Below are 12,752 nucleotides of genomic sequence, written 5' to 3'. Positions count from 1 at the left end.
TTCTGCCCTTATGCGTACGGATTGTGACCCCGGCAAGACGGCCCGGCGCCGTTCTGTCCCGCGTGGGCGGCATGGTTGCGCCGGTCACCGCTCAACTGCGGGCCCTAAAGAGCGGCGCGCCAATCAGCGATCAGGCCTTCAAGCGGGTGAAAAGTGAAATGCACCTGATGGCTGCCGCCCGGCACGTGGACCGCGCGGAACATCACATTCGCGCGGAGAATCTCGGCCGCCGTCCCGTCCACATCGGCCTGCCACCAAGGGTGCCAGATGTCGTTCAAAACGACCCAACCGCCCTCGGGCGAGGTGACATTCACCACGATATCGGTGTTGGCATAGGATGCGAGCGTCACAGTTCCAGGCGCCGTCGGCTTGTCGCCTGGCGGCGGATTGCCGGACTTTTCCAGCAGGACCGTGTGCCTGTAATCGACATCGGGCCATTTGCCGCTGTGCAGCATTTCGTCGAAATTCGCCGGCTCGACCTGGTTGGCGAACAGCACGCGCGGCAATGCACTCGGATTCTCGTAAATATAAGCGTCCCTGGTGCGCGCGACGGGCGCCCACTCGCCAGGCTGCAGGGTTTTGTCGATCTGCTCGATCGGCACGCCCGTGACGATATAACGTAGCCCTAAAAGATCGGACAGCGTGCCGCGGTACGAGGGCCAGAGCGGCGAGAATTGGCGCTGATCGGGCAGCGCAATGTGATCGCCGGCATTGGTGACATCGGTGAAGAGTTTCAGCCGCACCGGGTTGTAGCCAAGATCCTCGTCGAGGTCGTGGACGAGGGACGCATTAGGCCAATGGAAATCGACGGCCGCAAGTTCCATCCGGTCGCGCCGGTCCGGCCCGGCATTTTCCGTAAGATGCTGCTTCAGCCAGGCGATGGTGTCGTTCCGGCTGTCCGGCCTGAGGACATCATATTGCACCGACGGCAGCGCGGTCGACTCGTTCGGCCCATTGTTGATGCGAAGATCGAAGGTCATCAGCACGCCGATCAGCGCGAGCGCCAGCCAGGAATGCTCCAACCCCAATTGCAGCAGCAGGACGAGCACGATACAGGCGATGAACACGCAAATCAGCGCCTGCATCATCGACCATTGCGCGTTAAGCGCCATGCGCATCGCATCCGCGCTTTGCGAAGATCCGTGCAGAAGATGCACGTCGACGAAATGTTCCGCCTTCCAGAACAGCAGCGCGATCACGACGAGGCCCGGAACGATGCCGAACCAATGCAGGCCGCTGCGCTCGGCCGTCAAAATCCGATGCAGGCAAAAGCCCGCGAGAATCGCCGCCAGCGCCCCGAGCGGAAACGTCGCATCGGCCGTGCGCCGATAGAGGTCGACGCCCGGCAAATGATACATGAACGCAAAAACCGGCGTATAGCGACCAAGCGCATAGAGCAGGATCAGCACGAAGCCGACGGTGAAGAAGCGAATGCCGCGCCAGGCCAAGGCGCCGCCGAACAGGCCGACGCAAAACAACAGCACAGCCGGCAGCGCACCGATGTACACGTCGCTCATGTTGCGGGCGAGATAGAGATCCTTCTGCCATATGGGGCTCGGCGGCCCCCAGAAATATTTCAGCGGGCCATCGGTGCCGTAAAGATTGGCGATCAGCCCGGTGAGCAGAGAGGCCGGATGCAGCGAGCCCTTTTCGGCGCTCGCCAAATCTATGATCGGCCGGTTGGAATCCTGCGCCAGCGACAAGGTCCAGAGCAGTGGCAAGGTGATGACGCCAACGCCGCCGATCAGCCCGGCGACGAGCGGTCTGAGGCTCAGCAGAAAATGACGCCAAAAGCCCTGCGCCGCAACGAGAAACCAGACAGCGTAACCCGTCAGCAGATAGACGCAGAGCAGCGCAATCTGATCGCGGCCCAGCACCATGAATCCGGCGGTGATCCCGGCGAGGAGGCCATAGACGAAGGATCGCCGCTCCAGCGCCCGCGCCAGCAGCCATAGAGTGATCGGGAACCAGGACAGGCTGACCACTTCGCCGACATGCTGAATGCGCCAAGCGGCGGAGGCACCGAAGGCGAAACTGAAGGCGGCGACAAGCGCACCGGCCGGGTGCCACTGGCGATCGCGGAAAAACAAGATCAGCGCCACGCCGCCAAGCGCGAGCATGCCAAATGTAGTCAGGTCGATGGCGCGAAAGGAGGGCGCCGCGTCGAAAAAGGCCAGCAGAAAGAACGGCGGCGAGAAAATCCCCGATTGCGGATCGGCGATTTGCGGATGGCCGGCGAAGACATTCGGCGTCCAGAACGGACTTTGGCCGGTGTGCAGTGCGCGTGCCAGGAACACCAGTTGCGGCTCGAACTGCGCTTTGGCGTCCCACGGAATGGTGACGGCGCCCGACGCCCAGGGCCACACAAGCACCGCGCCGCCGAGCAGAAACAGGACAATCGCCCCAAGCCACATCAGCGGCGGCCAGTGAGGACCCTGCGCCGCGTCGTCACCACCATCAAATTGCGTCATTCCGTCGCCTTGGCCCGGACGACGAGTTCGTCGAGGTCGATGAAATGCCCGGCTTTGTCCCGTTTGGTCGCCAGATAATGGATATTTTGGTCGGTCTGGCGGCCAAGGATGCGCTCGGCCGACACGACATCCAATCCGGCCGATGCGAGCGCGGCGATCTTGATCGGGTTGTTCGTCATCACCTTGACGCGGGTGATGCCGAGCAGTTGCAGCATGCGCGCGGCGAAATCGAAGCCGCGCTGATCATGATCGAAGCCGAGCACCTCATCCGCGTCATAGGTGTCGAACCCTTGCGCCTGCAATTTGTAGGCGCGGATCTTGTTGGCGATGCCGTTGCCGCGGCCTTCCTGGTCGAGATAGAGGAGCACGCCGCCCTCGTGTTCGGCCATGTATTGCACGGTGCCGCGCAACTGGTCGCCGCAATCGCATTTGAGCGAGCCGAAGAGATCGCCGGTCAAGCAGGCCGAATGCAGCCGCACGGTGACGGGCTGCGCAAAATTCGGTTTGCCAACGATGATCGCGACCTGATCGCGCATGCCTTCGCCACCGCGGAAGATGACGAATTCCGTCTCGGTCGCACCGTCGAGCGGGACCGGCGCACGGCTGACGATGGCAAGATGCGCAGCCGATTCGCGGCGATAATGCCGGACCGCATCGGCCTCGACCTGCAACCAATCCGCGTTCCGGACCGCGTCGTGCGACACCTCCATCGTCACGATGGTCGGCAGGATCAGGGCAAGCCGGGCGAGTTCGAGCCCGGCCGCCTCCAGCGGCGTGATGGCGCTCACCGGCGCATCGATCTTGGCTTCGAGCTGGAGCGCGAGACGCTCGACCCGTTTGACGTCGAGAACCGGCAAGGCCACGGCGCCCGCCGCGTCGCGCTCGGTCAAGCCGAGCCGGCGCAGGCGAGGCGCAGGCAGAATGAGGCGCACGGCGACGCTTTCCGGTAGCGTGGCTGCCATCTCGGCATCGAGCGCTTCGACACCAGCGACCAACAGATGCTCGCCCTGATCGACGAGAACGACCGGGCGGCCCGCGCGGATTTCCGCCAAAGCCCGCTCGACAGCCGCACTCGTCTGCAGCGAGAGCTGTTCATTCAAGCCATTCTCAACCAGCACTTAAGCCTCGCTCACTCTGCCCCTGTCGGGGGTCTTTCGTTTTCTCACCGCGACAGCCCCGCCCCTCCCGTAACCGGCAGACGGTGTACGGAAATGTAAAGTATCATTCAGGCGGATGCCACACCCATCCTGCAGTTCCCGCACTAGATAGGATAAAATAACGATCATCGCCACTTGGCTTGTAAGTTTAGGCGAAAACTTCTTTATGAATGCCATGAACAAGCCATAAACAATACGCGAGCGCCGGACGAAATGCGGTTTCGTGTGCGTGAAGAAGGCTTTAGCCCTCCGATCACAATCTCGTCAGGAGAAATATAACATATTGATAGCAATCATATTTTTACTATAGTCGGGAAACGTTCGGCGCATTTCCGAAGGATCTCCCATGTCCCCGCGCGATGCTTCACGCCCCGCGACCTATTCGAAAGCGCAAAAACTGCTGCATTGGCTGATCGGCGTCCTCGTGATTTGCATGATCATTGCCGGGCTCGTGATGAACCATATCGGTGAAGGGCCGTTGCAGAACACGCTTTACGACCTGCACCGCTCGACCGGCATGGTCTTGTTACTGCTCATTGTGTTGCGCATCGTGGTCCGGCAGCAATTGGGAACGCCTGCCCCGCCGCCAGATCTGCCGGCATGGGACCGGATCACGTCGGTGGCCACCCATCATCTCCTCTATGTGTTCATGTTTGCCATGCCACTACTCGGCTGGGCGGCCATGTCGGCCTATGGCGACGGCTGGACGGTCTTCGGCCTATTTCAGCCGCCGCCGATCGCCCCGAAGGACGAGGCCCTGTCCGATATCCTGTTCCGTATTCACGAAATCGCCGGCATCACCTTCGCCTGCCTGATCGGCGTTCACGTGCTGGGCGTCCTCTACCATGCGATCTTCAAGCGCGACGGGCTCTTGGGGCGGATGCTGCCGGATCACGAATAGGCGAAGAGATCCTTGTGGCCGACGACGCTCGCCCGAGTATGGGCGCGAGCGGCCTGCCAAGCGTCGATATCGGACACCGGCAGCAGACCGGTTTCGCGGACGGCCTGCGCGGTCCCGGCCGCGAGCGCGGCGATCAGGGTGGCATCCTCGGCCCCTGCCAGCCTCCAGGGACTATCGCCTTCGATCAGCCTATACCCGGCATCGCGGAGCGCGGCGGCCAGAATTTCGTGCGCCTTCGGCCCCGCGGCGGGACCAAATCCTTTGTTGCCGGCCTGATGCGCGTGAAAAGCCGACAGAACCGCCGCATCGGCGGGGTGCGGTGGCCGCCATTGTTCCGTCCCGTCATAGGTCAGCACCGCATAGAGGGGTAGATTCCACGCTTTCAGCGCCGCGACGAAGTCCCGAATCCATGATGCCGAAACGAGATCGAAAAACGCCGCGGCCGTAACGATGTCGGGCTTCAGATCGAGAAGGCGTGCCGCATCGGTCGCGAGATCGATGCAATGGGTTTGCACCGACATCGCCGTCCCGGCGCCACAAATGGCATCACGCGCCCCCCGCAAGAGAGAAGCGTCGTGATCGGCGAGGCTCCAGGATTGGGCCGCCGGCAGGTGCGGCGAGAGCGCGCGAAAATTCGAGCCGAGGCCGCAGCCGATGTCCAGAATGCGCACCGTATCGTGATCGGCAAAATGGGCGGTAACGGCGTTCAGCACGTTGGCGTTGCGGGCGCGGCGATCGGCAGGTTCGCGCAAGCGCAGCCAATCGGGATCAAAGCCGCTCACCGGGCGGCCTGCCGCACCACATCGGCGATGAGGCTGGCCGTATCGTCCCAGCGCGGCAGCTTTTGCGCTTCGGCCCAGGCTGCGTCCGCCAGCGACAGGCGCAACATGGAATCGCTCAAGATTTTGCTGAGGGCCCGCGCCAAAGCCGGCGCGTCGCCGGGCGGAACTTTCAAGGCGGCGCTGTCCGGCGCGGTCTCACTGAGTGCACCGCCGGTGGTCGTGACGATCGGCAGACCGCGCGCCAGCGCCTCGGTCAATGCCATGCCATAGCCTTCGTAAAGCGAGGGCACGACGAAGACGTGGGCGGCCTCGTAGCGCTGCGCGAGTTCCTGCGCACTGAGCGAGCCGAAAAACGAAATGCGGTCTTGCAAGCCTGCTTGCGCGATCTGCGCGCGCAGATCGACCAGAGTCTGCGGCGAGAAATCCGCACTGCCGACGATGGTCAAATGCCAATTCGCCTGCGGCACGGCTTGTAGCGCGCGCACGAGAACGTCATAGCCCTTGCGCGGAATGAGCGATCCGACCGCAAGAAGTTGCACACAAGCGGGCGAGGCTTCAACACTCAACGGCGCACGCTGCGCCGGTTCGACGCCGGGGACCGCGACGCTGATTTTCTGCTGCGGCACCGCATAGTCTTTGACTAGGATCGAAGCGGTGATCGGGCTCGTCACGACGACCGCATGCGCAAGCGATAGAGCGGCACGTTCGCTGGCGCGCAGGGCACTCTGCTGCGCCTCGGTCAATCCGGTCTCGAGCGCGAGCGGATGGTGGACGAGCGCAACGATCGGCCGCGCAACCGCATGGATCAACGTCTCCGGCAAGGCGCTATAGGCCAAGGCGTCGATCAGCAACACCTCGTCCGCCGCAGCATCGGCAAGGCATGCCGCCGTCGCCGCCAGATCCGCATTGGTCGGGTGCGGAAAGCTTGCGGGCAATTGCATGTGGCGCACTCGCACGCCGTGGCTGGGAAGCCGCTGCAGCACATGCCGATCGTAGCCATAACCGCCGGTCGGCGTTGCAAGATCGCCGGGGATAGCGAAGACGCACGCGCTCATAGGGCACCCTCGTACCAGGCACGTGCCACATGCGATTCATGCAGCGAGACTTTGATCCGCGAAATGCCCTCGCCGCCCGGCCCGAGCGCGCCGTTGCGCGCGGCTGCCGCCATCGTATCGAAGATATGTTTGCACAGGAATTCGGTCGTCGTCAGCTGCCCGGCGAATTGTGGCAATGTATCGAGATTCTGATAATTCAACGGCGCCAGCGTTTTCTTCAACGCCTCATGCGCGCGGCCGATATCCACCACCACATTGTCCACCGTTAGTGTCTCGCGGAAAAAAGCCACATCGACGACGAAAGTCGCGCCATGCAGATTCTGCGCCGGGCCGAAGAGATCACCTTTGAAGGAATGGGCGATCATGATGTGGTCGCGCACTTCGACGGCAAACATATGTGTCCTTTCAGAGTATTATTGGCCGCGTCAATAGCGCACAAGCGACGTCAGGCCTACCGCCTGCGGCGATAAAATCTGTGTGATCTGCTCGGGCACATCGTCGAAGGCCACCTCGTCGGGCAGCAGGATGTCGAGCCGCGCATCGCGGAGCAAATCGATGGCCTTGGCGAGCCTGCGGCTATGGCTCCATCGGGCGCGGTGGCCGGCCGCGACGTGGCCAACCTGCGACGAGATCAGCCGCAGCCGTTTGGAATGGAAGGCTTGGCCGAAGGGCGCGCTCACTTCGGCATCGCCATACCAGCTCATTTCCACGATATTGGCCTCCTGCCCGGCCAGATGCAGCGCCGTGTGCAGCCCTTGCGCCGTCGCGCTGGTGTGAAACACCACATCGCTGTTTTCGCATGAGGCCGGAATGTGGGACGGCGAAATATAGGCCGCACCGAAAGCCTCCGCTTCGCGCCGCCGGTCGAGCACGTCGAACAAGGTGACTTCGGCGCCCGGCAGTTGCGCGGCAAGGAACGTGAGCAGCAAGCCGACCACCCCGCCCCCGATGACGGCGATCCGATCGCCCGGCCCCGCGCCCGAATCCCACAGGGCGTTGAGTGCCGTTTCCATATTGGCGGCAAGGGCCGCGCGGCGCGGCGGAATGTCATCGGGGATCGGGATGAGGGCGCTGACCGGCGCCACGAAGCGATCCTGATGCGGGTGCAGCGCGAAGACATTTAGGCCGAGCCATTCGCGTGGCCCTTCGGCAACGCGGCCGACCACGCTGTAGCCGTATTTGACCGGGAAGGGAAAATCGCCTTCCTGCATCGGCGCGCGCATGCGCTCGTGTTCGGACGCCGGCACGCGGCCCTCGAACACGAGCCGTTCGGTGCCGCGGCTGAGCGAAGACCAGAGGGTCTCGACCAAAGCCTCGCCGGGGCCAATGGTGGGCAGGCTGGCGGCGCGCAACTCCACCTTGCGGCGCCCCACGTACCACAAGGCCCGGGCCGGTCGGCCGGATATGTCCTGATCGAGGCTCAAGCGTCTCTCCCTTCGCTTGACCTGACCTATACATCATTGGGCCGTGGCGTAAATCCGCGCCGCGTTAGCCGCTCGTCCCGTCGAGGACGGCTTTGGCCTGCGCCTGGTCCAGATCGCCCTCCCAGGCGGCGATCACCACGGTCGCCACGCAATTGCCAATGAGATTGCCAACCGCCCGGGCCATGCCGATGAACCAATCGACCGACAAGACGAGCACAAGGCCGATCGCCGGAATCGACGGGACCGCGGCCAAGGTCGCCATCAGGATGACGATGGCTGAGCCCGGCACGCCATGTGCGCCCTTCGACGTCAGCAGCGACACGAAGAGGACGTAAAGCAGATCCCCCGTGGACAGGGACGTGTTGGTCGCCTGGGCGATGAACACGACGGCCAGCGTCAGATAGATCGAGAACGCATCGAGATTGAACGAATAGCCGGTCGGCACGACGAGGCCGACGACCGATTTCTTGCAGCCCATCGCTTCGAGCTTGCGCATCACCTGCGGCAGAACCGCATCGGAGGATGCCGTGGCGAGCACGATCATCAGCTCTTCGCGCAGATAGGCGAGAAACTTCAGAATATTGACCTTGGCGAAGGCCATGACCGCGCCGAGCACGATCAGCACGAACAGCACGACGGTGGCATAGAACAGCAAGACCAGCGACAGCAATTGCTTGAGCGGCCCGATACCGTATTGCCCGACCGTATAAGCGACCGCGCCGAAGACGCCCAGGGGCGCGACCCAGACGATCAGGCTCATGCACTTGAACAGAATGCCCGCGCCCGCATCGACGAAGGAGGTCACGAGCGCGCCCTTCTCGCCGCCGCACAGGGCGACGCTAATGCCAAAAAGAACGGCAAAGAACAGTACCTGCAGCACATCGTTGCGCGCAAAAGCATCAAACGCCGTGGTCGGAATGATGTTCATCAGAAAAGCGCCGACGCCCGCACCCTGCAACTTATGGGCATTGTCGGCATAGGTCGCGATCGCCTTGGGATCGAGCGTCGCCGTGTCGATATTCATGCCTTTGCCGGGGCCGAACATGAAGGCGAGTGCCAGGCCAAGCGCCAGCGCGATCGTTGTCATCACTTCGAAATAGATGAGCGCCTTACAGCCCACCCGGCCGACCTTGCGCAAATCCCCCGCTCCGGCGATGCCATGGACAACGACGCAGAACACGATCGGCGCGACCAGCATGGAAATGAGACGCAGGAAGACGTCGCTGAGGATTTTCGACTGCACCGCAAAAGCCGGAGCCGTCACCCCCGCCACAATGCCGAGCGCCGTAGCGACCAGCACCCACAAGAAGAGCGATTTGTAAAACGGCTTGCGTGTGGCTGTGGGCTGAACGGCGATATCGGTCATATATTAAGTCTCCCGTTTCCGACCCTCGCGCCGGACGACCGAATCGTCAAGCAAGCGGCGTTCCATCTGGTGGAAAAGGCGCGGCGGGCCTAACTTTCGCGTTTGCGCGCAGACAGGCTATAACGCGCCGTCGTCATTTGCCGTTCCGCATGAGCCCGCTGACTTATTCCGCCCCCTATCTCACCCCCGCCGGTCTGCAGGACCGGACCATGCTGACGCGCCGGCGCTTGCTGGTGACAGGCTTGATCCTCGCGACATATTTTACCCTCGCGTGGATGCTGGCCGATGTGCTGGGGCAGCATGGTTGGAGCATCATCGATCTCGTGATGTTTGCCTCCTTCCTCGTTGCCGCGCCCTGGAGTGTGATCGGCCTGTGGAACGCGGTGATCGGCTTTTGCCTGCTGCATCTGTGCCGCGACGGCATGGCGCAGGTCGCACCCTTCGCTAAAGCGGCGCAAAGCGCGGGCGAAATCCACGACCGCACCGCCATTCTGCTCACCTTGCGCCACGAAGATCCGGCGCGCGCTTTTCAGCGCATCCACATCGTCAAGGAGAGTTTGGACGCGACCGGCTTTGGCGCCTTCTTCAGCTACTTCATCCTGTCCGACAGCGACGATCCCGAGATTGCGCAAGCGGAGGAGCGCGCCTTCGCGGACTGGAGCCGCGCACACCCAGAAGACGCTGACCGCCTGATCTATCGCCGCCGCACCAATAATGAGGGGTTTAAAGCGGGAAACCTACAGGATTTCTGCACGCGCTGGGGTCAGGATTTCACCTTCATGCTGCCGCTCGACGCCGACAGCCTGATGGACGGAAAAACGATCATGGCGCTGGTGCGCATGGGCGCCGCCCACCCCAAAATCGGCATTCTACAAAGCCTGGTGGTCGGCACGCCGACAGATTCCGCCTTCGCGCGCATCTTCCAATTCGGCATGCGGCACGGCATGCGCACCTATACGATGGGCAACGCCTGGTGGGCCGGCGATTGCGGGCCGTTCTGGGGGCACAATGCGCTGGTGCGCATCGCCCCCTTCCTGGCGCATTGCACCCTGCCGCAGGTGCGTGGGCGCGCGATCCTCAGCCACGATCAGATCGAAGCCGTGCTGATGCGCCGCGCCGGCTTCGAAGTGCGTGTCTGGCCGCAGGAAAGCGGCTCCTACGAGGACAATCCGCCCACCCTGCTCGAATTCACCCGGCGCGACCTGCGCTGGTGCCAGGGCAATCTGCAATATCTGCACCTGCTCGGCTTGCCCGGCCTGCAGCCGATGAGCCGGTTTCAGCTGGTCTGGGCGATCATGATGTTCCTTGGATTGCCGGGCTGGACCTTGCTGATCGCGCTCGCCAGCATCAAACCGCTGGACGGCAAGGATTATGCGGACTTTCATGGGGGCGAGGCGCTCGCGCTCTACCTCGCCTTCCTCTTCATGTATCTCGCACCGAAGCTCGCCGGCTTTCTTGATGTCGCGATGAGCAGGCGCAGCCTGCGCCGCTATGGCGGCCTGCCGCGTTTCGTGCTCGGTGCCTGCCTTGAAGTGGCCTTTTCCTTTCTCATCGGTGCCGCGACCACCTTGCGCACCAGCCTCTTCATGATCGGGCTGCTGTTCGGCCGCACGGTCACGTGGAACGGCCAGGCGCGAGACGCCTATCACCTGTCCTGGAGCGACGCATGGCGCGGCTTATGGCCGCAACAAGCCTTTGGCGTGCTCATCTTTGCAGCGCTCTTCACCCTGACGCCGTCCCTGCTGTGGTGGAGCCTGCCACTGACCTTGGGCTATTTGGTCGCGGTGCCGTTCGCCGTCCTGACCGGATCGGCGCGATTCGGTGCGTGGTTGCAGGATCGTCAACTCTGTGCAATTCCGGAGGAATTCGACCCGCCGCCGGAGATCGCGGCCCTCACCATACCGATCACACAGAAGGAAGAGATATGAAGCCGATTGTCGCCTTGCTTGCCCTTGCCTGTCTCGCTTTGCCCGCAAAGGCCGAAACGGTCGAGGACCGGCATGCCAGCGAACTCGCGGTGAAAGTCGAGAATCATTCGACGCCTGAACTCTGCGCCGAACGCGACAATGTCGATCTCGAATTCTCGTCTCCCGTGGTGCGCAAATTGGAGATCCAGGCGGTGCATCCGGCCTATATCGGCACGATCATCAGCGACCGCGCCGCCGCCGATTTCACCTCGTGCCACATGGAGAGCGACCCGAAATTCGCTGCCGACGCGAAGGCCGTGACACTGTGGCAGACTCCGGATTTCTGGCTCACCGGCTATACCTATCCCTCGTTCTGGCGCCCGGCCAAAGTGCCGTTCAAGGTTGGCGATAGGACAGAAAACGGCCTGCATCTGATCCAGCTTTGGATGCGCTACCGCGACCGGGCTGAGGAAGTGCTGGTCGTCTACCCGCCGGATGGCTATTGGCGCGCGCGTCCCCTGCCCTTCGGCGACCTGCGCTGGACTGCTTATGGCTCGTCCTTCCTGGTCGGCCCGGTCGAAACCCAGGAGCGGCCGCTGGTCGACCTGAAGGACATTTCGTTTGATCCTGCGACCAAGACGTTCACGCTGAATTTCGTGCGCGGCGGTTCGGCCAAGCTGCAAGTGTCGAAAATCGACGACGAGCGCATCGTCCTCGACGTCTCCTACGACGGTAATCTGCCAAAGGATCTGCCCTTCGCCACTATGCGCTCGATGTATACGACCGAGACCAATGCGGATGTCGCGAAAGTCGCCTGGCGCGTGAAGGACGGCAAGGGCTGGGGCGAATCGCCGATCATGACCTACTCCGGCGGCGACAATGTCACCGAGCTTTGGGCCGGGCGCACGGCGCCGTCGCGGCACAATACCAGCGCGCCCGATATGGTGTTCGGCCGGTTCGAGAAGTGAATCGGTTTACTGCCATCGATGTGATCCGCGGCCTGTGCCTGTTGGCGATGGCCGCGTATCATTTCACCTGGGATGCCGGCTATCTCGGGCTGTTTTATAGCGATCCCGCCAACACGCATTTGGGCAAATGGATCGCCCATTCCATCGCCTGGAGCTTTCTGACCCTTGTCGGCATCTCGCTGGTTTTGGCGCATCGCAACGGCATCCGATGGCCGGCCTTCGGCCGCCGTCTCCTGATCTTGCTGGTAGCGGCAGCGGCCGTCTCGGCCGGCACCTATGCCGTCTTCGGCAACGAATTCGTCTTCTTCGGCATCCTTCATTGCATCGCGCTCGCCAGCGTTCTGGGGCTCGCATTTCTGCCGCTGCCGGCCCTGGCCTCGCTTGCCGCTGCGCTCGCCGTCTTTCTCGCCGCCAGATACGGCATGCTGCCCGCTTTCGACCATCCAGCCTGGTATTGGCTCGGTCTGAATGTCACCCAGCCCTATACCGCCGACTATCAGCCGCTCATCCCCAATTTCGGCTTCGTGCTCATCGGCATCGTGCTCGGTAAGGGGTTGCTGCACGCGGCGCCCGCCTGGGCCACGATGCCGGCGCGCGTCGCTCCGGCCCGCGCCTTGAGCTTTCTTGGGCGGCATTCGCTCATCTTTTATTTGGCTCACCAGCCGGTTATTTTCGGCCTGTCGTATTTGGCCGCGATGATCTTTTACCCTTATTGAGGTGC

At 62.7% G+C, this 12,752-nt stretch carries 11 protein-coding genes; 4 read left to right on the top strand and 7 right to left on the bottom strand.

The annotated features are described in order from the left end of the window. Window positions 1–104: 104 nt before the first annotated feature. Window positions 105–2,471, bottom strand: a complete 2,367-nt coding sequence (locus tag V9T28_RS02205) for a YfhO family protein (RefSeq protein ID WP_245424067.1) — start codon at window positions 2,469–2,471, stop codon at window positions 105–107. Continuing rightward, window positions 2,468–3,571: a GTP cyclohydrolase II RibA gene (gene ribA, locus V9T28_RS02200; RefSeq protein ID WP_116400575.1), complete on the bottom strand. Its 1,104-nt coding sequence runs from the start codon at window positions 3,569–3,571 to the stop codon at window positions 2,468–2,470. The genes V9T28_RS02205 and ribA overlap by 4 nt, the downstream gene beginning before the upstream one ends. A 403-nt stretch (window positions 3,572–3,974) precedes the next feature. Here ribA and V9T28_RS02195 point away from each other — a divergent pair, with 403 nt between their 5' ends. Continuing rightward, window positions 3,975–4,529 carry a cytochrome b gene (locus V9T28_RS02195; RefSeq protein ID WP_116400574.1) on the top strand — a complete coding sequence of 185 codons (555 nt, stop codon included), beginning with the start codon at window positions 3,975–3,977 and terminating at the stop codon, window positions 4,527–4,529. Here the strand turns inward: V9T28_RS02195 and V9T28_RS02190 are convergent. The 5 genes from V9T28_RS02190 to dctA all read right to left on the bottom strand — a co-directional run bounded on the left by V9T28_RS02190 (window position 4,520) and on the right by dctA (window position 9,156). Next, window positions 4,520–5,311 carry an SAM-dependent methyltransferase gene (locus tag V9T28_RS02190; protein WP_116400573.1) on the bottom strand — a complete coding sequence of 264 codons (792 nt, stop codon included), beginning with the start codon at window positions 5,309–5,311 and terminating at the stop codon, window positions 4,520–4,522. The genes V9T28_RS02195 and V9T28_RS02190 overlap by 10 nt on opposite strands. Further along, on the bottom strand, window positions 5,308–6,366 hold the full coding sequence (locus tag V9T28_RS02185; protein WP_116400572.1) for a glycosyltransferase family 4 protein: 1,059 nt from the start codon (window positions 6,364–6,366) through the stop codon (window positions 5,308–5,310). Before V9T28_RS02185 ends, V9T28_RS02190 begins: the two co-directional genes overlap by 4 nt. Further along, window positions 6,363–6,761, bottom strand: a complete 399-nt coding sequence (locus V9T28_RS02180) for a 6-pyruvoyl trahydropterin synthase family protein (protein ID WP_116400571.1) — start codon at window positions 6,759–6,761, stop codon at window positions 6,363–6,365. Before V9T28_RS02180 ends, V9T28_RS02185 begins: the two co-directional genes overlap by 4 nt. Before the next feature lie 30 nt (window positions 6,762–6,791). Continuing rightward, on the bottom strand, window positions 6,792–7,790 hold the full coding sequence (locus tag V9T28_RS02175) for a zinc-dependent alcohol dehydrogenase (RefSeq protein WP_445242145.1): 999 nt from the start codon (window positions 7,788–7,790) through the stop codon (window positions 6,792–6,794). A 64-nt stretch (window positions 7,791–7,854) separates the two neighbouring features. Further along, window positions 7,855–9,156 carry a C4-dicarboxylate transporter DctA gene (gene dctA, locus V9T28_RS02170; RefSeq protein ID WP_116400570.1) on the bottom strand — a complete coding sequence of 434 codons (1,302 nt, stop codon included), beginning with the start codon at window positions 9,154–9,156 and terminating at the stop codon, window positions 7,855–7,857. Between the two features lie 149 nt (window positions 9,157–9,305). On the opposite strand from dctA, the gene mdoH reads away from it, so the two are divergent. The 3 genes from mdoH to V9T28_RS02155 are packed head-to-tail and all read left to right on the top strand — an operon-like array spanning window position 9,306 to window position 12,747. Continuing rightward, window positions 9,306–11,084 (top strand): glucans biosynthesis glucosyltransferase MdoH, encoded by a 1,779-nt coding sequence (gene mdoH / locus V9T28_RS02165; RefSeq protein ID WP_245424066.1) that lies wholly within the window; start codon window positions 9,306–9,308, stop codon window positions 11,082–11,084. Next, complete coding sequence (locus V9T28_RS02160; protein ID WP_116400569.1) at window positions 11,081–12,031, top strand: hypothetical protein; 951 nt, start codon at window positions 11,081–11,083, stop codon at window positions 12,029–12,031. The genes mdoH and V9T28_RS02160 overlap by 4 nt, the downstream gene beginning before the upstream one ends. Further along, window positions 12,028–12,747: a heparan-alpha-glucosaminide N-acetyltransferase gene (locus V9T28_RS02155; RefSeq protein ID WP_116400568.1), complete on the top strand. Its 720-nt coding sequence runs from the start codon at window positions 12,028–12,030 to the stop codon at window positions 12,745–12,747. Before V9T28_RS02160 ends, V9T28_RS02155 begins: the two co-directional genes overlap by 4 nt. The last annotated feature ends 5 nt before the right edge of the window (window positions 12,748–12,752 follow it).

The sequence above is a fragment of the Methylovirgula sp. 4M-Z18 genome (assembly GCF_037890675.1).
Classification (GTDB): Bacteria; Pseudomonadota; Alphaproteobacteria; order Rhizobiales; family Beijerinckiaceae; genus 4M-Z18.
Note: the sequence above shows the minus strand (reverse complement) of the source record. Positions and strands in the feature narration are given on the sequence as shown.